Below are 22,693 nucleotides of genomic sequence, written 5' to 3' on the forward strand. Positions count from 1 at the left end.
GGCGCGCGTGGCCCCGGTCCGCGACCGGAGATTTTCCTGATGCTGTTCGACCTCGAACTCAACAATGTCGGCAAGGTCTATGACAATGGCACGCCCGCCGTCATCGACTTCAACCTGTCCGTCCGCAAGGGCGAGTTCATCGCCTTCCTCGGCCCGTCCGGCTGCGGCAAGACGACGACGCTGCGCATGATCGCCGGCTTCGAGGGCATTTCCTCCGGCGACATGCTGATCCGCGGCGAGCGCATGAACGACGTGCCGCCGCAGCGCCGCCCGACATCGATGATCTTCCAGAACTACGCGCTCTTCCCGCATATGAGCGTGCGCCGCAATGTCGGCTACGGGCTGGAGGTCAAGGGTGTTCCCAAGGGCGAGCGCGAGGCGAAGGTCGACCGCATCCTTGCGACGCTCGGCCTTGAGGACATCGCCGAGCGCAAGCCGGAGAAACTCTCCGGCGGCCAGCGCCAGCGCATCGCGCTCGCCCGTGGCCTCGTCGTCGAGCCGGATATCCTGCTGCTCGACGAGCCGCTCGGCGCGCTCGACGCCAATCTGCGCAAGGCCATCCAGAACGAGCTGAAGCTCTTGCAGAAGAGCCTCGGCGTCACCTTCATCTTCGTCACGCACGCCCAGTCGGAAGCGCTGGCGCTCTCCGACCGCATCGTGGTGATGAACCAGGGCCGCGTCGAGCAGGTGAGCCCGCCGCACCAGCTCTACACCCGCCCGAACACGCCCTTCGTCGCGCAGTTCATCGGCCGCAACACCGTGCTTTCGGGCGAGGTCGCCGGCAGCGAGGGCGAGGACGTGGTGGTGACGACGGGCATCGGAACGCTTTCCGGCCGCGCCAACGGCGCGCTCGCCGAGAAGGGTCGCGTCAATCTCGTCGTGCCGGCCGAGGCGATCGAGGTGCATGCGGCGGGCGAGGGGACGCTGTTCGGCGCGAAGAACCGGGTGGACGCCCGCATCGAGCGTTCGGAGGTCGTCGGCCATATCGCGCACCTGACGGCGCGGCTTCAGGACGGGCGGGCCGTTGCGCTCGAAGCCCATGTCGACAAGTACCGCCCGGGCGCGTTCCCGGCCGGAACCCCCGTTCTTTTGAGCTGGAACCCCGCCGAGGCGACGGTCATCCCGGCCCATTGATCCTTTTTGAGGGAACCAAGGAGATACAAAATGGCAAAAGAGATTTTGTGCAGTTTCGGCGTCGACGTCGACGCGGTGGCCGGCTGGATCGGCTCCTATGGCGGCGAGGATTCGCCGGATGACATCTCGCGCGGCATCTTCGCCGGCGAGGTCGGCAGCCTGCGCCTCCTCAAGCTCTTCGAGCGGTTCGGCGTCAGGACGACATGGTTCATCCCCGGCCACTCGATCGAGACCTTTCCCGAGCAGATGCAGGCCGTTGCCGAGGCCGGCCACGAGATCGGCATCCATGGCTATACCCATGAGAACCCCATCGCCATGACGCGCGAGCAGGAGACGGAGGTGCTCGACAAGAGCATCGAGCTGGTCTCGAAACTCTCGGGCAAGCGGCCGACCGGCTACGTCGCGCCGTGGTGGGAGTTCTCCAACGTCACCAACGAGCTGCTTTTGGAGCGGGGCATCAAGTACGACCACTCGCTGATGCACAACGACTTCACGCCCTATTACGTGCGCGTCGGCGACAGCTGGACCAAGATCGACTATTCGAAGAAGCCGTCGGACTGGATGGTGCCGCTGAAGCGTGGGCACGAGACCGACCTCATCGAGATCCCGGCCTCCTGGTATCTCGACGACCTGCCGCCGATGATGTTCATCAAGAAATCGCCGAACAGCCACGGCTTCGTCAATCCGCGGCATCTGGAGGAGATGTGGCGCGACCAGTTCGACTGGGTCTACCGCGAGATGGACTATGCCGTCTTCCCGATCACCATCCACCCCGACGTCGCCGGCCGGCCGCAGGTGCTGATGATGCTGGAGCGGCTTTATGCGCATATGATCAGGCATCCGGGCGTGAAGTTCGTGACGATGGACGAGATCGCGGATGATTTTGCGCGGCGGTTTCCGCGGAAGAAGTAGGGGCGGGATCCCTGATCCAAGAGCGATGTTGGAGATGGGCGAAACAGTCCCCATCCCATCTCCCTCCCTTTGAGGGGGCGCCGCATCCAAGGAAGAAAGGAACCACCCCATGTGCTCCCTATGCGGCGTCATCGGCGGAGATCAGCACTGGACGGATGCCGCCGCACGGCCCGGCGTCTTCACGCGCAATGTCGAGCGCCTCGACCGGCGGCGCGAGCGCGCCCGCCGGGTTGTCGCGGTCAACCGCATTCTGGCCGCCTTCGGAATGAGTCTTTCCGACTGGCAGGGCTCATCCTTCGTGCTGGCGACGCGCACCGGCAAGAGCGAGATGATCGAGGACCTCGGCCATCTCTGGCCGGCCGCCGAGCGCCTCGCCGGCCGGCCCTGCGATCCGCTCGACCCCGCGCTGATCGCGCGCATGGAAAGCGTGAGCGATGGCTGACATTCCCGCTTTCACGCCCGTCCATCTCCTCACCGGCTTTCTCGGTTCGGGCAAGACGACGCTGCTGAAGCGTCTGCTTGCCGATCCGGCGCTTGCCGATACCGCCGTCATGATCAACGAATTCGGCGAGGTCGGCCTCGACCACCATCTCGTCGAACGGATCGAAGACACGATGGTGCTGCTGCAATCGGGCTGCGTGTGCTGCACCGTGCGCGGCGAGCTTGCCGAGGCTCTGCGCGATCTCCATTCGAAGCGCGAGCGCGGCCTCGTGCCGCCCTTCACCCGCGTCGTCATCGAAAGCACCGGCCTTGCCGATCCCTTCCCGGTGCTCTCGACGCTGAAATCCGACCCCGTGCTGCGCCATCATTTCCGCGCCGGCAGCGTGGTGACGACTGTCGATGCCGTCAATGGCCTCGCCCAACTCGAAACCTATGTCGAATCGAACCGGCAGGCGGCCATCGCCGACCGGATCGTCGTCACCAAGGCGGATCTTTGCGCGGGCAGTGCCGGTCTGGCGCGCCTGCTTTCGCGCCTTGCCGAACTCAACCCCGATGCGGTCCACCACATTGCGACGGCCGACGGGCCGGGCGCCGAAGCGCTCTTCGGCGATGACGCGGCCCATCGCGCAGCAAAACTGCAATCGGCGAGCGGCTTCTATTGCGATGCCCCCGCCGGGTTGGTGACGGCGGACGGCACGCCGCACCAGGCGGCCATCTCCTCCTTCGTGATCGCCGCCGATGCCCCGGTCGACTGGACCGGTTTCGGCGTCTGGCTCACCATGCTGCTCAACCGCCACGGCGAACGCGTGTTGCGGGTGAAGGGCATGCTCGACATCGACGGCGAGGACCGGCCGGTGGCGGTGCATGGCGTGCAGCATCTCGTCCATCCGCCCGTGCATATGGACGCGTGGCCGGCGGGGGAGCGCTCTTCGCGCATCGTGTTTATTGTTGACGGTCTCGATCCGAACCTGTTGAAACGGTCCTTCAACGCCTTCGCGCTTGCCGGGAAGGCCGCAGACAGTCCGCAGCCAGAGGCAGCCGCACCGGTTCGCAACGCCCAGAGCCCTTGATGAACAAGCATTCCCCGAAACCGGAACCGGCAGCACCGGCCGTCCATACGGCCGGCAAGCCGAAGCTGCGCGTGCTCGGCACGGCCATCTCGCTTCTGGAGGAGCTGCGCGTGAAGGCCGAGGCCGATCTCGGCATCGAGGTCAGTTTCGACAACAACGACTTCATCGTCACCCAGCACAAGGCCGCGCAGGAACCCGACAGCTACGACATCTACGATCAGTGTTTCCACAATCTCGATATCGTCTGGTACTGGCGCGCCATCCAGCCGATCGAGATTGCCCGCATTGCGCTCTGGGACGAGATCAACGACCTGACGAAGACCGGCCAGATCGGTCCGGGCGCCCGTCTCGGCCAGGGGGACGTGCCGGCCCGCAAGCTCTATGTCCAGCCGAGCCTTGCGCTCGGCGACACGCCGACCGGCCGCATCTCCATGCTGCCGACGACGCACAATTTCGACAGCTTCGCCTATCGCAGCGATGCCGTCGATCCCCTTCAGCCGATGAACAGTTGGGCCGCGCTTCTCGACGAACGCTGGAGCGGCCGCGCCGCCCTCGTCGACGAGCCGGCGATCGGCATTTTCGACGCCGCGCTTGCCGCGCAGGCGGCCGGCCTGATGAGCTTCGGCAATATCGGCAACATGACGGTGGCAGAGATCGACGAGCTGATGGATATCCTGGAGGCGCGGCGCAAGGCGGGCTTCTTCCGGGGTTTCTGGCGCACGGCGGAAGAGGCCGCGGGGCTGATGGTGGCCGGCGAAACCGACATCCAGAGCATGTGGTCGACGGGCATCGGCATCCTGAACGGCCGGGGTTTCCCCGTCGAACAGGCCGCGCCCGCGGAAGGCTATCGCGCCTGGCACGGCGGCCTGTGCCTTTCGCGGCGGCTTTCCGGCCGCATGCTGGATGTCGCCTACGATTATCTCAACTGGTGGATTTCCGGCTGGCCGGGCGCGGTCGTCGCCCGGCAGGGCTACTATATCTCCACCCCGGAGCGTTCGCGCCGCTATATGAGCGCCGCCGAGTGGGATTACTGGTACGAAGGCCTTGCCGCGCGGGAGGACCTGCCAGGTCCCGATGGCACGGTCCGCGTGAAACGCGGTTCGGTGCGCAGCGGCGGCTCCTACTGGCAGCGCGCCAACGGCATCGCCGTCTGGAACACGACCATGGATGAACATAACTATCTCGTCCGACGCTGGATGCAGCTTGTCGGGCGCGCAGAGAAGGACATTTGACGATGACGACAGAGCCGCGGTCGATCGCCCAGCTTTCCGTGCTCCTGCAATCGGGTGCGCTCGACCCCGTCGCGCTTGCGCAAGAGACGCTCGCGGCCATCCGGTCCCATCCGGATGCCGCGATCTTCACCTTTCTTCTGGAAGAGCGCGCAAACGCGGAGGCGGAGGCTGCGCGGCGGCGCCTGCGCGAAGGGCGCTCGCGCGGCGTGCTGGATGGCGTGCCGGTCGCCTGGAAGGACCTTTTCGATATTGCGGGCCTGCCGACCACCGCCGGCTCGCGCGTGCTGAAGGATGCGGCGCCCGCAGGCCGGGACGCGGCCGTGGTGCAGGCGCTTGCCGGCGCCGGCATGGTCAGCGTCGGGCGGGTGAACATGAGCGAATTTGCCTTTTCCGGCCTCGGCATCAACCCGCATTACGGCACGCCGCGCAACCCGGCCTCGCCCGCCGGCGAGCACCGCATTCCCGGAGGCTCCTCGTCCGGCTCCGGCGTCGCGGTCGCAGCGGGGCTCGTGCCCGTCTCCATCGGCACGGATACCGGCGGCTCGGTGCGCATCCCCGCCGCCTTCAACGGCATCGTCGGCTACAAGGCGACGCGCGGCCGCTATGCCATGGACGGTGTGTTCCCGCTGGCCAAAAGCCTCGATTCCCTCGGCCCGCTCTGCCGTACGGTGCAGGACGCGATCCTCATCGATGCGGCCATGCGGGGTCTGCCCGCCGCGGGACCCATCCCGCGCCGGAATGTTGCCGATCTCTCCTTCGTCATCCCCGAGACCGTGTTCTTCGACGGCGCGGAACCGGAGGTCGTCGCGGCCTTCGAGGCCGGCGTCACGCAGCTTTCGCGGGCCGGCGCGCGCATCCGGCGCGAGGCCTTCCCGGAATTTTCCGCGATTTTCGACTTGATGGCGAAACACGGTGCACTGGTGACGGCCGAGGCCTTCGTCCTTCACCGCGCGCGCATCAAGGGCGCGGCAGCGGCGGAGATGGATCCGCGCGTCGTCAAGCGTACGCTGCTCGGCGAAAAGATCACCGTCGCCGACTATCTCGAAACGCTGGAGGCCCGCGAAAAACTGACCGCCGCCTTCGAAGCCCGGCTTGGCCCGAAAGACCTGTTGCTCAGCCCGACGCTGCCCCATGTCGCCCCGGCAATCCAGCCGCTGCTCGATGACGAGGACCTGTTCTTCCAGACCAACGGCAAGACGCTGCGCAACACGCTTGTCGGCAATTTCCTCGACTGGTGCGGTGTCTCGCTGCCCTGCGGCACGGGTGCCGGCGGCATGCCCGTCGGGCTCCTCGTCTCGGCGCCGCGCAACGGCGACGACCGGCTTCTTGCCGCCGCTGCGGCGGTGGAGGACGCGCTCGGCTGAGCTTCTTGATCAGCCCTTCCCGCGGCATCGGCGTTCCGCCGGTGGAATGCGGAGCCATGCGGCTGCGTTTCCACGGCACAGCGAACAGGGACATGGCGTGTTTTGCCGCCCGGCGCATTCCCGCCCGGGCGGCCGCAACGCCTCAGAACTCGATCACGATCTTCCCGAATGGTCCGCGATCGAGATGCGCGAATGCCTGGTCTGCGTCCTCGAAGCGATAGCGCCTGTCGATCACCGGCTTGAGCCCGATGCTGTCCACGGCCCTGACGAAATCTTCAAGCGCCCGGCGGGGGCCGACCGAAATGCCCTGCACGACCGGCGATTTGAGCAGAAGCGCCGATGCGGGACCGGAGATTTCGAACCCTTCGAACACGCCGATCAGGGAGACGCGCCCGCCCACCGCCACGGCGTTCAGCGCTTCTCCAAAACCCGCGCCGCCGGCGATATCGAGCACATGATCGGCGCCATGGCCGTCTGTCAGGTCGAGAAGTCGTTCCACCCAACCGTCGCGAAGCAGGCGATGGTCGGCGCCCAGGGCGCGTAGTCTTTCGAGCTTCTCCGCGCTTGACGAGGTGACGAAGGTCTCCGCGCCATGCGCCCGCGCAATCTGCAGGGCGAAGAGGGCGACCCCGCCCGTTCCCTGGATCAGCACCTTCTCGCCGGCCTTCAGCTTTCCGCTTTCGATGAGCGCCATCCATGCCGTAAGGCCCGCGCAGGGCAGCGTGCTTGCCTCCCCGGCATCCAGCGTCTTCGGCGCGGCAACGAACCAGTCTGCCGGAAAGGTCACATAGTCCGAGAGCACGCCGGGATGCGCGCCGCCGAGCGTCCTGTACGGCGGATTGCGCGCATCGCCCAGGCCCTTGCCTTCGATCCGGCCGGGCATGAAGGTGGAGATCACCCGGTCGCCGGGCTTGAAGCGGGTGACGCGGGGGCCGACGGCCTCGACCACGCCAGCCATGTCGGAGGCCGGTACGAAGGGATATTCCAGCGGCAGGCCCATGCCGGTCTCCAGAACAAGCTTGTCGCGGTAGTTCAGGGAAACGGCTTCGGTGCGCACGCGAATCTCGTCGTAACCGGGTTCCGTGATCGCGGCGGTGCGGATCGCGAAATCCTTCGGACCGATTGCCGCCATGCTCCACTGCCTTGCCATCGTCATCGTCATTCTCCTTCTGGATGCATTGAAGGAAGCCTATCGTTGAAAAAGCATCGGCAGTTGCGGTATTAATTCGCCACACTGGTTCCCAGATGGATACAATATGGAACACCTGAAGGACGTTTCGGTTTTTGTGGAAGCGGTCGATGCCGGCGGTTTCTCGGCGGCTGCGAAGCGGCTCAACCTGACACGCTCCGCCGTGGCCAAGACGATCGCGCGCATGGAGGCGCGGTTGAAGGTCCGGCTTTTTCATCGCACGACGCGCAGCCAGGGCATGACCGAAGAGGGTCGCTTTTTCTATGAGCGATGCCTGAGGGCGATCGAGGAGATCCGGGCCGGCGAGGCGGAGCTGGAATCGGGCCGGCGCGATGTCCGCGGCAAGCTGCGGGTCACGATGCCTGTCATTTTCGGCCGCCAATGCGTCGCCCCGCTGCTGATCGGCCTGCTCGACAAGCATCCGGGGCTCGAACTCGACCTCTCCTTCAGCGACCGTGTCGCCGACCTGCGGGCCGACGGCTTTGACCTGGCCGTGCGCAATGGCCGCCTCAAGGACGATGCCGATACCATCGTTCGGCGGGTCGCGTTCCAGCGCCTGACGGTCTGCGCCTCGCCGGCCTATATCGAGAAGCACGGCGAACCCCAAGGGCTGGAGGACGTGCCGAACCATGAGGGCATCATCTATGGCAAGAGGGAGAGCCATGACACCTGGGTCTTTCCATCGTCCGACGATCCCTGGCGTGTCGTCCTGCCCCGCTCCCGCCTGAGGCTGGACGATCTGGAATCGATCCGGGATGCGGCCTGTCGGGGATTGGGGCTGGCCTGGCTGCCCTGTTGGATGATCCGGAACGACGTTGCGGCGGGGCGGCTTCGGCAGGTCTTGAAGGCCGTGCCGTCGGTCACCTTCGAGACCCATGCCGTCTGGCCGCGCTCCCCCGTCATGCTGCCGCGCGTCCGGCTGGCCATCGACACGCTGGCGGCGGGATTGCCCGGCATGATGGAGTAAGTGTGAGCGAGGCAAGGGGAGGCGCCCCGGCACTATCCGCGCTTCGTCATTGTCACAATCGCCTCTGGCCGGAGGCACGTCCGTCTTGAAATTGCGCTGTTCCCGGCGTCTGCCAGAGGTGCCGCGCATGCCGCGTGCGTTGAAGATAGGAGAAAAAACTACGCCACCCGGTACAAGTTGGAATGTGCGCTCTCGTTGGGATTAAATTCTATAGATTATATAATTTGTGGGTTTCGAAGAAGAACATCGTGATGATCGCAGACCGCCCTTTCGCCGCCGCTCTTGCAGGCAAGATGGTTTTGTCGCCTCCAGGGGGCAGCTTGGGCTGGGTGCAAGTGCTGCGCGAAGCCGCCATCGTCCCCCGATGCTGCAATCGATCTCGGCTGTTCCCGGCAGGAGCTTGCCGATCCACGGGCTGTCGACCACCGGGGGCGGATATCTGAAGACCGTCCCGAACCTTCGGCCGCGGCTTGGCCTTGCCGTATGTCCGGCCTGCGCATCATCTTTATCGAGGAGCTTTCATGACCATTCATACCAAGCCCATCCATTTGCCGACGATCGATTTTTCCCGCTTCTACGGCGGCCCCGCCGAGCGAGAGGGCTTCATCCGGGAGCTGACCCGCGTCCTGCATGACCACGGTTTCTTCTATCTTACCGGCCACGGCGTGCCGCAGAGCCTGATCGATGACGTGCTCGCCGCTTCCAAGCGGTTCTTCGCCCTGCCGGAGGCGGAAAAGCTGTCGATCGAGATGGTGAAGTCGCCGCATTTCCGCGGCTACAACCGGGCCGGCTACGAACGGACCCGCGGGGAACAGGACTGGCGCGAGCAGCTCGACATCAACACGGAGGGCGTGCCGGTCGAAGCCGGGCCGGAGACGCCCTGGAACCGCCTCTACGGTCCGAACCAGTGGCCGGCGGCGCAACCGGAGCTGAAGCAGCTATTGCTGCGCTATCAGGCGGAGGTCACCCGCATCGGGATCGACGTGCTGAAGGCCATCGCGCTTTCGCTCGGCCAGCCGGAAGACGCCTTTGCCGAGATCTACGAGCCGTCGCCCTCGCAGCTCCTGAAGATCATCCGCTATCCCGGCCGCGAGGCTGCCGGCAGCGACCAGGGCGTCGGCGCGCACAAGGACGGCGGCTTCGTCACGGTGCTGTTGCAGGATACGACGCCGGGCCTGCGCATCCGCACGGAGGAAGGCGTCTGGATCGAGGCGCCACCGGTGCCCGGCACGTTCATCATCAACAGCGGCGAGCTCCTGGAGCTTGCGACCAACGGCTTCGTGCGGGCGGATGTGCATGATGTCGTCACGCCGCCTGCCGGCACGGAGCGCTTCTCCGTCGCCTTCTTCCTCGGCGCGCGCTACGACGCGACCATTCCCGTGATCGCCCTGCCGGACGAGTTGAAGCGCGCCGAACGGGGCGTGACGGTCGATCCGCTCAACCCGATCTTCCGTGAAGTCGGCATCAATCACCTGAAAAGCCGCCTGCGCTCCCATCCGGATGTCGCGGCCGCGCATCATCCGGACCTGCTGTACCTCCTGGAAAAACCGGTCAAGGGGTGACGACCACGCCCGCCTCGAAAGGGCGGGCGTTTCCTCCGTGGCGAGGTCGAGCCATGTCCGAGGCGGCCATGCGGTTGTTTCCGGGTGGCAGGCCGCCACCCGGGCATTTGATGAGGGCCGGCCGATCCTACGACGCGGAGGTCAGCTTGACATTGCCGCCATGGCCGCCGCCGCCGAAGACCTGGTGGCCGCCGAAGGACGAGCGCAACTGGTTGCGCGGGCCGGGCAGGCCGAGTTCCGGGAAGAGCAGTTCGGAGACGCGGTAGGCCTCCTCCACATGCGGATAGCCCGACGCGATGACCGTATCGATCCCGAGCGCCTGATATTCGCGAAGCCGCGCGGCGACGGTCTTCGGCGAGCCGACCAGGGCCGTGCCGGCGCCGGAGCGCACGAGGCCGATGCCCGCCCACAGGTTCGGCGAGACCTCCAGCCTGTCGCGCCGGCCGTTGTGCAGGGCCACCATGCGCGCCTGGCCGACGGAATCGGAGTTTTTCGTCAGCACCTCCTGGGCCGAGGCGATGGCCTCGTCGGAGAGTTTCGAGATCAGCCGGTCGGCGGCTTCCCATGCCTCGTCGTCCGTCTCGCGCACGATGAAGTGCAGGCGGATGCCGAAGGTCGCCGCGCGGCCTTTGGCGGCGGCGGCCTTGCGGGCGTGGGCGATCTTTTCGGCGACCTGCGCCGGCGGCTCGCCCCAGGTGAGGTACTTGTCGACGATGCCGCCGGCGAAATCGATCGCCGCATCGGACGAGCCGCCGAAATAGATCGGCGGGCGCGGCGCCTGCACCGGCGGCAGGCCGAGCTTGGCGTCGATCGCCTTGATGTACTTGCCGTCGAGGGTGGAGCGGCCGGTCTCGATCAGTTCGTTGAAGACCTGGAAGAATTCGCTGGCGTGATCATAGCGTTCGTCATGCGGCAGGAAGATGCCGTCGCCGGCAAGCTCCTCGGCGCTGCCGCCCACCACGATGTTGAGCAGCAGCCGGCCGTTCGACACGCGGTCGAGCGTGGAGGCGAGGCGCGCATAATAGGCCGGCGTCGCGGTTCCCGGGCGGATCGCCACCAGGAACTTCAGTTTCTCCGTGCGTGCGGCAAGGTCGGCGGCGAGCACGAAGGATTCTTCGCAGGCCGCGCCGACGGGAATGAGCACGCCCGAATAGCCGAGGCGGTCCGCCGCCACCGCGATCTCGCGGAAATAGCCCGGATCCGGCGGGCGGCTCAGCTCATCGGAGCCGAGATAGGCGCCGTCGCCGGAGCTCGGGATGAACCAGAGGAAATCAAGGGGCTGGTCGGGTTTGCTCATGCGCTGTCTTCCAGGTTGGAACAAAGTTCGCAACAGGATAATAAATTCTATAGTTTGAGTAAGGAATTATATTCTCTGTGCCGCCGCCGCCGGAGTTATTCCTTGCGCGACGCGGCCGATGCGCCGGCCGGCTGCCGGCCGGCCGTGAGCCGCCGCTCCAGCCACCGGCTGTAGCGGGACGCGCTGAAGCAGATGGCGAAGTAAACGAGGGCGACGACGATATAGGCCTCGTTGTAGAAACCCAGCCATTGCGGATCGGTCGCCGCGGCGCGGGCGGCGTTGAGAAGGTCGAAGATGCCGATGACGGCGAGCAGCGATGTCGCCAGAAGGAAGCCGATGGCCAGATTGACCATGCCGGGAATGACGATGCGGAAGGCCTGCGGCAGGATGACGAGGCGCTGTGTCCCCCAGTAGCCGAGGCCGAGCGCCGTCGCCGCTTCCCGCTGTCCGTCGGGAATGGCCTGCAGCCCGGCGCGGATGACCTCGGCGATATAGGCGGCCCAGAACAGCGTCACCATGAGGATGGCGCGCAGCATCTTGTCGAAGGAGAGTGCGTCCGGCAGGGCCATGGGCAGGATCAGCATGGCGACGTAGAGGATGCCGACCATCGGCGTGCCGCGCATCAGTTCGATATAGAGCACCGAGAAGGTGCGCAACCCGCCGAGCGACGAGCGGCGGGCGAGCGCCAGCAGCACGGCGACGGGCGTTGCCGCGGCAAAGCAGACGGCCCAGACGAAGAGCGTCACCGGCAGGCCGCCCCATTGATTGGAGGGGATGGGTGTCGCGGTGAAGGCGCCCTCCAGGAGAAGCCAGCAGGCGAGGATCGTCAGCGGCCAGGCGAGAAGCAGCGTGCGGCCCCAGAAGCGGGGCAGGGCGCTCGCCGTCAGGATCGCCGCGATGAGCAGGATGACCAGCGCCGGCCGCCATTGCAGGTCCGGCGGGTAGAAGGCGAAGAGAATGAAGCGCAGCTTCGCCGAAACGAAGGCCCAGCAGGCGCCCTCCCGCGTGCAGGCGCCCGCATCGCCGGTGAAGGTGGCGTCGAGCACGGCCCAGCGCAGCAGCGGCGGCAGGATCTGCGACAGGACGAGCAGCGTCGCGGCGGTGATCAGCGTGTTCGTGCGCGTGCCGAACAGGCCGGTGCGCAGTGTCGCAAGCGTTCGGGCGGCCGCCGTCATCGGGTGTCTCCCCGAAGGGCGACGCGGTTGTTGTAGGCGTTCATGAGGGCGGACAGCGAGAGGTTGATGGCAAGGAAGGTGCCGATCAGGATGATCAGCGCCTCCATGGACTGGCCGGTCGTGTTGGCCGTTGTGTTGACGATGCTGACGAGGTCGGGAAAGCCGATGGCGACGGCAAGGCTCGAATCCTTGGTGAGGTCGAGATAGCTCGACGTCGTCAGCGGCGTGATGACGCGCAGCGCCTGCGGCAGCACGACGAGGCGGATGATCTGGCCGTCATGCAGCCCGAGCGCCCGCGCCGCTTCCCACTGGCCGGTGCCGACCGACTGGATGCCCGCCCGCACGATCTCCGCGATCAGCGCGGAGAACCGGACGACGAGGCCGGTCAGGAGAGCCGCGAATTCCGGCGAGAGATTGAGCCCGCCACGAATGTTGAAGCCGGAAAGCGCCGGTATCTCGGCGACCGGCCGGGCACCGGAGAGGAGGAGAAGGGAAAACGCCGCGGCGACGGCGAGGATGACCGCCGCAAGGCCGGTCCTGCCTGTCAGCCGGCGGGCGGCGCGCAGCGCGAGAAGCAGCGCGATGGCGCCCGTGCCTGCAAGCGCCAACGCGGCCGGCAGGCCGAAGACGCCGCCCTCCAGCGACAGCGAGGGCATGTAGATACCGCGATTGGTGAGGAAGACCGTGCCGAAGAGCGCGGCGGCCTGGCGCGGCGCGGGCAGTGCCTTGGCGAGACCCATCCAGAAGAAGAGCTGCAGCAGCAGCGGCGTGTTGCGGGTGATCTCGATATACCAGCGCACGAGCCCGGACAGCAGCAGGTTGCGCGAAAGGCCGGCAATGCCGACGGCAACGCCGAGGATCGTCGCAAGCAGGCAGCCGAGGAGGGAGACCTTCAGCGTGTTGAGAAGCCCGGCAAGGATCGCGCGCAGATAGGTGTCCCCCGCGCGAAAGGCGATCGGGCTTTCGCCGATCTCGAAATTGGCGGAGCTGGAGAGGAAGCCGAAGCCGGGCAGGATGCCGATCCGCGCCATGGTTTCGAGCACGTTGTGAACGAACAGGGCGGCGAAAAGCGCGACGACGGCAAGGAAGGCGAGCTGGCCGACCGGCCAGCCGCCCCACCAGGCGCGCACCTTCCCGAAAGCGCCGGGCCTTGGCGGGCCCGGCACCACAGCGCGAAACACGCGTCTGTCCGACATCAGCGGAACGGCGGCGAGTAGAGCAGGCCGCCGTCGGTCCACAGGCTGTTATAGCCACGGTCCCAGCCGAGCGGCTTGAGGTTGCGCTCGAAGATCTCGCCGTAATTGCCGACGGTCTTGATGATCGTATAGGCCCATTTCGGATCGAGCCCGAGCTCGTTCGCGAAGGACGGGTCGACGCCGAGGAAGCGCTGGATGGCCGGATCGTCCGTCTCCAGGAACTCATCGACATTGGCCGAGGTGATGCCCCACTCTTCCGCCTGGATCGTCGCGTTCACCGTCCAGTTCACCAGTTCCAGCCAGCGGTCGTCGCCGCCGGCAATCGCCGGTGCGAGCGGCTCCTTGGACAGGCGCTCGGGCAGGAGCACGTAGTCGTCGGGCTTCTTCAACTGCGTGCGCTTGCCGACGAGATCGGAAGAATCCTGCGTGATCGCATCGACCCGGCCGGATTCGAGGGCGTCGATGAACTGCCCGGTATCCTCGATGGTGACGGGCGTGAAGGTCTTGCCCGTCTTGCGGAAGAAGTCGGCGACGTTGAGCTCGCCCGTCGTGCCGCTCTGCGCGCCGATGGTCGCCCCGTCGAGGTCGGCGGCCTTGGTGACGCCGAGGTCCTTGCGCACGAGGATGCCCTGGCCGTCATAGAAGACCGTCGGGCCGAAGTGGAAGCCGAGCTTGAAGGCGCGGGTGGTGGTGACGGTCACGCCGGACAGCAGGATGTCGAATTCGCCGCTCTGAAGGGCGGGAAGGCGCTGCTGCGGCGAGGAGGAGGTGAACTCCACCTTGTCGGGCGTGCCGAAGACGGCGATGGAAAGGGCCCGGCCGAAATCGATGAAGAAGCCCTGCCACTTGCCGTTGCTGTCGGGCGCGAAGAAGCCCGGCGTGGTGCCGACGCCGACCTTGATGGCGCCGCGCTGGTTGATCTTGTCCAGCGTCGGGCCGGCATGGGCGAGACCCGAAAGCATGGTGGTGGCAAGGAAGGCGGCGGCCGCAGCCGCCTGAATGGCCCGCCGGAAGGGTTTTTGAACTATCATATTGAAATGTCCCCGTTTTCAAAAAGAACTGAGCTTCCGCGGGACACGCTCTCTGGCTGGCGCGGAAGATATCTTTATATTATCTATATAATTAGTGTATTTAAGGAACGAACATTCCATTTTGCACGACGGGAGAGGAAATTGCTTCCCGGGGCGGACCTGTGGCGGCCGGTTTCGACTGCAGGGCGTGCAATGCGTTGGCCAGTCGGCGTATGGGGAGGGTGAGGCGAATTGCTAATGGAATTTCTGGCGTTTGTTGCCTGTGGCGGCCTCCGCCGGGAACTTGCAAGAGGCGGAGCGGAAAAGGCAAAGCACGCGATCGGGAGAATGCCGGAACCGCGATGCCTGCAAACGGCAAAAGAATATTCCTCCGCCGGGCAATGAAATAATCCATAAAATCTATAAACTATATACAATTTTGATAGGCTGACCCCATCATTTCGCGAGGGGACATCCGATGAGCCAGCAATCCGAAACCATCCTTTCCAGGGGCCTGTCGCGCCGCGGCCTGATCAAGGCGGCGGGCGTCACCGCATTCGCCGCCACGGCCGGCGTGATCGGCGCCCGTTCGACGCGCTATGCCATTGCCGGCAATCTCATACCGATCAAGCTGGAATGGACCGAGGTCGCGGCCTGCCATTCTCCCGTCGGCTTCGGCCTTTCCAAGGGCATTTATGCCAAGCATGGGCTCGATGTGGAACTGTTCTATCAGGGCGCGAGCGGCCAGACGCTCATCCAGGCGCTCGCCACCCGCAAGGCCGAAGCCGGTCCGGGCCTGCTCTACGACTGGCTGAAGCCCATCGAGCAGGGTTTCGACGTTCGGCTTTTCGCCGGCTCGCATGGGGGCTGCCAGAGCATCCTGGTCAAGCCGGACAGCGACATCAAGACCCTGACCGACCTCAAGGGCAAGACCATCGGCACCTTCGACGTGATGTCGCCCTCGCGCGTCGCCTTCTCCGTCGCGCTTGCCAAGGCCGGCCTCAATCCGGAAGCCGACGTCACCTGGAAGGTCTTCCCCTTCGACCTCGTGGCCGAGGGCGTGCTGAAGGGCGAGGCGGATGCCGTCGCGCATATGGATCCCTGGGCCTATTCCTATGAGAAACAGCACGGTTTCCGCCGTGTCGCCGATACGCAGACCGGCACCTTCCAGGATCGCGTCTGCTGTGTGCTCGGCGTCAACGGCGACTATTACGAGGCCAACAAGGATGCCATCAAGCGCGTCGCGGCCGCTAACCTCGAAATCCACCAGTACACGGCAAAGCACCCGGACGAAGTCGCCAAATGGTACTTCGACACGCTGAAGCCGGGCCTGTCGCTGCAGGATCTGACGGAGGTCCTCGCCGCCTTCACCTATCATGACCACTGGTTCGGCAAGGATCTGCTGAAGGAAGTGCGGATCGGCTACGAGGACCTGAAGCTGACCGGCGTCATCGATGCCTCCACCGATCCGGAAGAGATCGCAAGCCGCATCACCATCGACATCTTCGCGTGACGCCATGAGCACGGCGGTCGAGGAAACATTCGGCGGGGCAGGGCGGCGATCCCTCGCCCTTCCCTTTTCGGGCATCTGGCGCAACGGGCTTTTCGCGGCCGGCACCTGGTCTCTCGCCGCGGCGCTGACCTATGGCCTGCCCGATGTTATCACCTGGGGCGCGACGGAGCTCTTCGCCGCTGTCACGCTTGCCGGCGCGGGGATTTTTCTCGTGCTGTCGGTGACGGTCCACCGGCTCGGCGGGGTCGGCCGCACGCTCGTCCACTATGGGCCGTGGTTCATCGTGCTCGGCCTCTGGCTTGCCGCATGGGAAGTGCTGACGGCCAAGCTCGGCTGGCTGCCGAAGCCGTTCTTCTCGCCGCCGCAGGGCCTGCTGCACGTCTATGTCACCGACTGGGAGCGGCTGCTGATCTGCATCGCCTATACGGGGCGCCTGTGGGGGCTCGGCTTCTTCTCGGGCATCCTCGTCGGCTTTGCCGGCGGCGTCGCGCTCGGCTGGTCGAAGCGGTTCGCCTATTGGGGCATGCCGCTTCTCAAGCTGATCGGGCCGGTGCCGGCGAGCGCCTGGATCCCCTGCACCTTCTTCATCTTCCCGTCGACCTTCCACGCCTCCGTCTTTCTCGTGGCGCTGGCGTCGGGCATTCCGGTCGCGATCCTCACGGCGGCCGGGGTCAGCCAGGTGAACCGTTCCTTCTACGATGTCGCCCGCACCCTCGGCGCGGACAATCGTTTCCTCGTCCTCAAGGTCGCGATCCCGGCCTCGCTGCCGAACGTCTTCGTCGGCCTGTTCATGGGGCTCTACTATTCCTTCGCCGTTCTGGTCGTCGCCGAGATGCTTGGCGCCAAGTTCGGCCTCGGCTGGTATCTCCAGTTCAACACGGCCTATTCGGCCTATGCCAATGTCTATGCCGCCCTCATCGTCATGGCGCTGATTTGCGCCGGGCTGGTGCGGCTGCTCTTCCTCGTGCGCGATGAACTGCTCGGCTGGCAGAAGGGGATCCTCTGATGGCGCTCGCCCTTGCAGAAGCCCCCGCCGCCAGCATCGCGCTCGATGTGGAAGGCGTTTCCCACCGCTACGAGCTCGACGGCAAGGAACTGAAGGTTCTCGACAATGTGAGCCTGACGATCGCGCCCGGCGAGTTCGTCGCCCTTCTCGGCCCGTCGGGCTGCGGCAAGTCCACGCTGCTGCGCCTTGCCGCCGGGCTGGAGGCGCCGACGACCGGCAGGGTGCTGGAAGACGGCCGGCCCGTCACCGCGCCGAACCCGGACCGCATCCTCGTCTTCCAGGATGCGACGCTGTTTCCCTGGCGCACCGTGCGCGGCAATATCGCGACGGGCCTTGAGGCGCGGGGCCTCATCCGCGAGCGGGAATACCGCATCGACGAGGTGCTGGAGCTCGTCAAGCTGGAAGGCTTTGCCGATTTCTACCCGCACCAGCTCTCCGGCGGCATGGCCCAGCGCGCCGCGCTTGCCCGGGCGCTGGTCAACGATCCCAAGCTGCTGCTGCTGGACGAACCGTTCGGCAAGCTCGATTCCCTGACGCGGCTGAGGATGCAGAACGAGCTTCTCGACCTGTGGAAGAGCGCCGGCTTCACCGCGCTGCTCGTCACGCATGACGTGGAGGAGGCGCTGCTTCTGGCCGACCGCGTGATCGTGCTCTCCGACAGGCCCGCCGCCATCGTCGCGGAGGTGCGGGTCGACCGGCCGCATCCGCGCCGGCGGGACGATGCAAGCCTCATCGCGCTGCGCCGCTCGCTGCTCGAAACGCTGGGGATCGCCCACGATGTCTAGCGCGCGCCTTGGCCAGCATGCCGTCGCCATTGCCGGTGGTGCTCTCGCCCTCGTCGCCGTCGGCTGGTGGTGGCTGATCTTCGGCAAGGTCGTCGAGAACGACTATCTCACCGTCCGTCAGGCCGTGACCTGCCTTGCGGGTGCGAGCGACCTCTGCGCGCTCGCCCAGGCGCTCTGCGCCAACGACCATCTCTACGGCATCCGGTGGTACGCGCCGGAGGCCTTCTGGGCCGCGGCAAGCATTCTCGTCGCGGGCGTGTTCCTGTCCGTCCGCCCCTCTCGCGCCTGAGGGCGCCTCACCAAAGGAGAACTGTCATGACGATCCATCAATCCCCCGAGGTCGCCGAGCAGGATATCGTCACCATCCCGGCCGGAACCGCCACCTTCAAGAGCCGTCATCCGGAAACCATCGCGCTGCACGGCGGCAGTTTCCGTTTCGATCCGGCGAGCGGCGCGGTCGCCGTGCCGATCTACCAGACCTCGTCCTTCCAACTGCCCGGCACGGACGGCGCCGACAAGCTCTTCGCCCTCGAAGCGCCCGGCCATCTCTATACCCGCGTCTCCAACCCGACGCAGGACGCCTTCGAGCAGCGCCTCGCCGAGCTGGAAGGCGGCGCGGCCGCGCTAGCGCTTGCCTCCGGCCAGGCGGCCTCGGCCTTCGCGATCCTCAACCTGGCGCGGGCCGGCGACAACATCGTCAGCGCCGCCGGCCTCTATGGCGGCACCTGGGCGCTCTTCGCCGCCACGCTGAAGAGTTTTGGCATCGAGACCCGCTTCGTCGATGCGTCCGATCCGGAAGCCTTCGAGAAGGCGACGGACGCGCGCACCCGCGCCTATTATGCCGAATCCCTGCCGAACCCGAAGCTGGAGGTCTTCCCGATATCCGAGGTCGCCGCCATCGGCCGCCGCCACGGCATTCCGCTCATCGTCGACAACACCGCTGCGCCGCTGATCATTCGTCCGCTGGAGCATGGCGCTGTCATCGTCGTCTATTCGACGACGAAATATATCGGCGGCCACGGCACCTCCATCGGCGGCGCGATCGTCGACAGCGGCACCTTTCCCTGGACGGAGAACCCGGCCCGCCAGCCGAACCTCACCGAGCCGGACGCCAGCTATCAGGGCAAGACCTGGATCGAGAAGGCCGAAGCCATCGCCTTCCACCCCTACATCCTGCGCGCCCGTGCCGTGCTCCTGCGCGACCTCGGCGCGGCGATCAGCCCGCAGAACGCCTTCCAGTTCATCCAGGGCCTCGAAACCCTGCCGCTGCGCCTGCGCCAGCATAACGAGAACGCGGTGAAGGTCGCCGAATATCTCAAGGGCCACGCCAAGGTCGAGCGTGTCATCTTCCCGAAATTCCAGGAGGGTGCCGCCAAGGCGCGGGCGGAAAAATACTTCACGCCAGGCGCCTTCGGCGCGCTGGTCGGCTTCGAGCTGAAGGGTGGTCGCGAGGCGGGGCGCCGTTTCATCGACAGTCTCCAGCTCTTCTACCATCTCGCCAATATCGGCGATGCGCGCTCGCTGGCGATCCATCCCTCGACGACGACCCATTCGCAGCTCTCGCTGGAAGACCAGCTCGCGACCGGCGTCACGCCCGGCTACGTGCGCCTGTCCATCGGTCTCGAACATCCCGACGACCTGATCGCCGATCTGGAAAGAGCCATCGCGCTGGCCTGAGGCCGGCCGCCCGATCGGCGTGCGACCCCGGCGCTTCCTCCTCGCGCCGGGGTCTTTTGTTTGGGCCATCCCCGTCCCGGCTGCCGGAAGAAACAGCATTCCGCTTTATAATATATAAAAAAGATAGAATTTCTGTATTTATATGGAGCGACGGCTACTCTCCTCGTCAATTCCAAGCGTGATCGGCCGCCGCGGCCGGCACGGCAGCGATGAGTGGGAAGCATGACGCAGATCGAGAACGCCTGGGGCGCCGGCCCCGGGGAAGGATATGAGGCTTTGGCCGCGCCGTTCCGGCCGATTTTCGCCGAGATCGCCGCCGAGGCCGTGCGGCGGGACCTGGAGCGCGACCTGCCGCACAAGGCGATCCGTCTTTTGAAAGAGGCCGGTTTCGGCGCGGTGCGTCTGCCGGTCGAGGCGGGCGGCAAGGGTGCGAGCCTGCCGCAGTTCTTCAATCTTCTCATCGAGCTTTCCGCCGCCGATTCCAACATCACGCAGGCGCTGCGCGGCCATTTCGGCTTCGCCGAGGATATCCTCAACACGAAGGACGCTGCGCGCCGGGCGCTCTGGTTCGGCCGGATCGGCCGCGGCGAGATCGCCGGCAACGCCTGGAGCGAGATCGGAACGGGTGCAGCGCTCGAACGCTTCTCCACCAACGTCGCGGAAAAGGACGGCCGGCTCGTCCTCAACGGCGCGAAATATTATACGACCGGCTCGTTCTTCGCCGACTGGATCGACGTCGGCGCGTCCAATGCGGCCGGGGAGGACGTTTCGGTCGCCGTGCGTCGCGAAGCCGCCGGTGTCGAGGTGGTCGACGACTGGGACGGTTTCGGCCAGACGCTGACGGCGAGCGGCACCACCACCTTCCGCGACGTCGCCGTCGCGCCTGACGATGTCGTCATCGACGACGATCGCTTCAAATATTCGGCCGCCTTCTACCAGCTCGTGCATCTTGCGACGCTCGCCGGCATCGGCCGGGCGATCACGGCGGACGTTGCCAAAGCCGTGGCGGAGCGGCGGCGTACCTACACCCACGCGAGCGCCGCGCGTTCCAGCGCGGATCCTCAGGTCCTGCAGGTCGTCGGGCGCATTCGCGCCGCGGCCTATGCGGCGGGCGCGGTCACCCTTCAGGCGGCCGCCAGCCTCGAACGCGCCTACTCCGCCCATTTCGTCGATGACGCCGAGGCCGAGGAAAAGGCCAATGCCATTGCCGAACTCGAGGCCGCGCAGGCCCAGACGGTCGTCTCGGACCTCATCCTCGATGCCTCGACCCTGCTTTTTGACGCGCTCGGCGCCTCGGCGACCAAGAAGCCGGCCGGCCTCGACCGCCACTGGCGCAACGCCCGCACGCTCGCCTCGCACAATCCGCGCATCTACAAGCATCGCATCATCGGCGATTTCGCCGTCAACGGCACGCCGCCGCCCTATCAATGGCGCATCGGCGCCAGCGCGGGCTGACGGTGATGATCAGGCTGGAACGGATCACCAAGAGTTTTGCCGGCAGGCAGGGCGCGGTCGCCGCGCTCGACGGTGTCGACCTCTCCATCGCCAAGGGCGAGATTTTTGGCGTCATCGGCTCCTCCGGCGCCGGCAAGTCCACGCTGGTGCGGCTCATCAACCTGCTGGAACGCCCGAGCGGCGGCGAGATCTTTGTCGCCGGCGAGCGGGTGACGGACGCCCGCGGCGAGCGCCTTCGCGCGCTGCGCCGGTCGATCGGCATGATCTTCCAGCATTTCAACCTTTTGAGTGCCCGCACGGTCGCCGGAAACGTCGCCTATCCTCTGGAACTGACCGGGCAATATGGCAAGGTGGAGATCGCCGAACGGGTGGCGGCGCTGCTCGCCCGCGTCGGCCTCACGGAGCATGCGCAGAAATATCCGCGCCAGCTTTCGGGCGGGCAGAAACAGCGCGTCGGCATTGCCCGGGCGCTTGCCTGCGAGCCCTCGGTTCTCCTTTGCGACGAAGCGACGAGCGCGCTCGATCCGCAGACAACGGGCGCGGTGCTCGATCTCCTGCGCCAGATCAACCGCGACCTCGGCGTCACCATCGTGCTCATCACCCATGAGATGGATGTGATCCGCCGCACCTGCGACCGCGTCGCCGTGCTCGATCGCGGCCGCGTGGTGGAGGAGGGACCGGTGGCCGACGTCTTCCTGCATCCGCGCCATCCCGCGACGCTGCGCCTGGTGCGCGAGGCCGAGCCGGACGGCGGTTCGCTCGACGCCGTCGCCGGGGCCGATCTCGGCGGACGCACCGTGCGCCTCACCTTCACGGGGCCGGCAGCGCACAAGCCGATCCTCGGCCGCATCGCCCGGGAAAACCTCGTCGATTACGCGATCCTCGCCGGCCGCATCGGCCATATCCGCGAGACACCCTATGCGCAGTTCATCGTCTCGCTCAGCGGGCGGGACGTGGCGGGCGCAATCGCGGGGCTGGAGGCGAGCGGCGTCGATGTGGAGCTGGGCGGCGCGCCGCTGGCCGCCATCGAGGAAAGGCCGCGCCATGTCGTTTGAAAACATCTATTGGGGCGATATCGGTGCGGCGCTCGGCCAGACGCTCGCCATGGTCGGCGGCGCGCTGCTGCTCACCGTGCTCGTCGGCCTGCCGCTCGGCGTCCTGCTCTTCCTCACCGGGCGACAGCAGCTCTTCCAGGCCCCGGTCGCCTATGGCGGCCTGTCGTTCGTCTTGAACATCATCCGCTCGGTGCCCTTCATCATCCTGCTCATCGTGCTGATGCCCGTCACGGTCATCGTCACGGGCACCTCGCTCGGCGTCCGCGGCGTCATCTTCCCGCTCGTCGTCGGCACCGCGCCCTTCTTCGCACGGCTGGTCGAGACGGCGCTGCGCGAGGTCGACCGCGGCGTCATCGAGGCGAGCCTCGCGATGGGCGCGTCCACCAGCCAGACGATCCTGCGCGCCGTGCTGCCCGAAGCGCTGCCGAGCCTCCTGGCGGCCGTCACGGTCACGGCCATCGTGCTCGTCGATTATACGGCCATGTCCGGCGCGATCGGCGGCGGCGGGCTCGGGGATCTTGCCATCCGCTACGGCTACCACCGGTTCCAGACCGAAATCATGCTGGTCTGCGTGGCGATCCTCATCGTCTTCGTCCAGCTCATCCAGGCGAGCGGCAACCGTCTCGTCGCCCATTTTTCCCGCAAATGACCCG

General features: G+C 66.2%; 21 protein-coding genes. 16 read left to right on the top strand and 5 right to left on the bottom strand.

Annotation, left to right across the window (positions count from 1 at the left end; all coding sequences use genetic code 11):
* Positions 1–39: 39 nt before the first annotated feature.
* The 6 genes from shn_RS27830 (at position 40) to shn_RS27855 (ending at position 6,153) form a co-directional block, all read left to right on the top strand.
* Positions 40–1,134 carry an ABC transporter ATP-binding protein gene (locus tag shn_RS27830; RefSeq protein WP_064333789.1) on the top strand — a complete coding sequence of 365 codons (1,095 nt, stop codon included), beginning with the start codon at positions 40–42 and terminating at the stop codon, positions 1,132–1,134.
* A gap of 30 nt (positions 1,135–1,164) precedes the next feature.
* Complete coding sequence (locus tag shn_RS27835; RefSeq protein ID WP_064333790.1) at positions 1,165–2,046, top strand: polysaccharide deacetylase; 882 nt, start codon at positions 1,165–1,167, stop codon at positions 2,044–2,046.
* A gap of 109 nt (positions 2,047–2,155) precedes the next feature.
* Positions 2,156–2,488 (top strand): hypothetical protein, encoded by a 333-nt coding sequence (locus tag shn_RS27840; RefSeq protein ID WP_064333791.1) that lies wholly within the window; start codon positions 2,156–2,158, stop codon positions 2,486–2,488.
* A complete protein-coding gene (locus tag shn_RS27845) occupies positions 2,481–3,557 on the top strand; it encodes a GTP-binding protein (protein WP_064333792.1) in 1,077 nt (358 codons plus the stop codon). Before shn_RS27840 ends, shn_RS27845 begins: the two co-directional genes overlap by 8 nt.
* Positions 3,557–4,789: a PotD/PotF family extracellular solute-binding protein gene (locus tag shn_RS27850; RefSeq protein ID WP_064333793.1), complete on the top strand. Its 1,233-nt coding sequence runs from the start codon at positions 3,557–3,559 to the stop codon at positions 4,787–4,789. The genes shn_RS27845 and shn_RS27850 overlap by 1 nt, the downstream gene beginning before the upstream one ends.
* A 2-nt stretch (positions 4,790–4,791) precedes the next feature.
* Positions 4,792–6,153, top strand: a complete 1,362-nt coding sequence (locus shn_RS27855) for an amidase (RefSeq protein WP_064333794.1) — start codon at positions 4,792–4,794, stop codon at positions 6,151–6,153.
* A 142-nt stretch (positions 6,154–6,295) separates the two neighbouring features.
* Here shn_RS27855 and shn_RS27860 read toward each other — a convergent pair whose 3' ends face one another.
* On the bottom strand, positions 6,296–7,309 hold the full coding sequence (locus tag shn_RS27860; protein ID WP_064333795.1) for an NAD(P)-dependent alcohol dehydrogenase: 1,014 nt from the start codon (positions 7,307–7,309) through the stop codon (positions 6,296–6,298).
* 100 nt (positions 7,310–7,409) lie between these two features.
* Between shn_RS27860 and shn_RS27865 the strand changes: the two genes are divergently transcribed.
* On the top strand, positions 7,410–8,309 hold the full coding sequence (locus shn_RS27865) for a LysR family transcriptional regulator (RefSeq protein WP_064333796.1): 900 nt from the start codon (positions 7,410–7,412) through the stop codon (positions 8,307–8,309).
* Between the two features lie 521 nt (positions 8,310–8,830).
* The gene (locus tag shn_RS27870) at positions 8,831–9,871 is read left to right on the top strand and encodes an isopenicillin N synthase family oxygenase (RefSeq protein ID WP_064333797.1); all 1,041 of its coding nucleotides are present in this window, start codon (positions 8,831–8,833) and stop codon (positions 9,869–9,871) included.
* 127 nt (positions 9,872–9,998) lie between these two features.
* Here shn_RS27870 and ssuD read toward each other — a convergent pair whose 3' ends face one another.
* From ssuD to shn_RS27890, 4 genes are all read right to left on the bottom strand, one after another.
* Entirely contained in the window at positions 9,999–11,168 is a 1,170-nt protein-coding gene (ssuD, locus tag shn_RS27875; RefSeq protein WP_064333798.1) for an FMNH2-dependent alkanesulfonate monooxygenase, read from the bottom strand.
* A 95-nt stretch (positions 11,169–11,263) separates the two neighbouring features.
* On the bottom strand, positions 11,264–12,343 hold the full coding sequence (locus shn_RS27880) for an amino acid ABC transporter permease (protein WP_064333799.1): 1,080 nt from the start codon (positions 12,341–12,343) through the stop codon (positions 11,264–11,266).
* Positions 12,340–13,524 carry an amino acid ABC transporter permease gene (locus tag shn_RS27885; RefSeq protein WP_245337505.1) on the bottom strand — a complete coding sequence of 395 codons (1,185 nt, stop codon included), beginning with the start codon at positions 13,522–13,524 and terminating at the stop codon, positions 12,340–12,342. Before shn_RS27885 ends, shn_RS27880 begins: the two co-directional genes overlap by 4 nt.
* 14 nt (positions 13,525–13,538) lie before the next feature.
* On the bottom strand, positions 13,539–14,501 hold the full coding sequence (locus shn_RS27890; protein WP_371328629.1) for an amino acid ABC transporter substrate-binding protein: 963 nt from the start codon (positions 14,499–14,501) through the stop codon (positions 13,539–13,541).
* Between the two features lie 526 nt (positions 14,502–15,027).
* Here shn_RS27890 and shn_RS27895 point away from each other — a divergent pair.
* From shn_RS27895 to shn_RS27930, 8 genes are all read left to right on the top strand, one after another.
* The gene (locus tag shn_RS27895; RefSeq protein ID WP_064333802.1) at positions 15,028–16,062 is read left to right on the top strand and encodes an ABC transporter substrate-binding protein; all 1,035 of its coding nucleotides are present in this window, start codon (positions 15,028–15,030) and stop codon (positions 16,060–16,062) included.
* Between the two features lie 4 nt (positions 16,063–16,066).
* Entirely contained in the window at positions 16,067–17,068 is a 1,002-nt protein-coding gene (locus shn_RS27900; protein WP_145926084.1) for an ABC transporter permease, read from the top strand.
* Positions 17,068–17,853: an ABC transporter ATP-binding protein gene (locus shn_RS27905; protein ID WP_064333804.1), complete on the top strand. Its 786-nt coding sequence runs from the start codon at positions 17,068–17,070 to the stop codon at positions 17,851–17,853. The genes shn_RS27900 and shn_RS27905 overlap by 1 nt, the downstream gene beginning before the upstream one ends.
* A complete protein-coding gene (locus shn_RS27910) occupies positions 17,846–18,142 on the top strand; it encodes a hypothetical protein (protein WP_064333805.1) in 297 nt (98 codons plus the stop codon). Before shn_RS27905 ends, shn_RS27910 begins: the two co-directional genes overlap by 8 nt.
* A gap of 26 nt (positions 18,143–18,168) precedes the next feature.
* The gene (locus shn_RS27915; RefSeq protein WP_084438602.1) at positions 18,169–19,530 is read left to right on the top strand and encodes an O-acetylhomoserine aminocarboxypropyltransferase/cysteine synthase family protein; all 1,362 of its coding nucleotides are present in this window, start codon (positions 18,169–18,171) and stop codon (positions 19,528–19,530) included.
* A 222-nt stretch (positions 19,531–19,752) separates the two neighbouring features.
* Positions 19,753–20,985, top strand: coding sequence for an acyl-CoA dehydrogenase family protein (locus tag shn_RS27920; RefSeq protein ID WP_064333806.1), 1,233 nt, complete (start codon positions 19,753–19,755; stop codon positions 20,983–20,985).
* A 5-nt stretch (positions 20,986–20,990) separates the two neighbouring features.
* On the top strand, positions 20,991–22,040 hold the full coding sequence (locus shn_RS27925) for a methionine ABC transporter ATP-binding protein (protein ID WP_064334031.1): 1,050 nt from the start codon (positions 20,991–20,993) through the stop codon (positions 22,038–22,040).
* On the top strand, positions 22,030–22,689 hold the full coding sequence (locus shn_RS27930) for a methionine ABC transporter permease (protein WP_064333807.1): 660 nt from the start codon (positions 22,030–22,032) through the stop codon (positions 22,687–22,689). The genes shn_RS27925 and shn_RS27930 overlap by 11 nt, the downstream gene beginning before the upstream one ends.
* Positions 22,690–22,693: the final 4 nt, after the last annotated feature.

The sequence above is a fragment of the Shinella sp. HZN7 genome (assembly GCF_001652565.1).
Taxonomy (GTDB): Bacteria; Pseudomonadota; Alphaproteobacteria; order Rhizobiales; family Rhizobiaceae; genus Shinella; species Shinella granuli.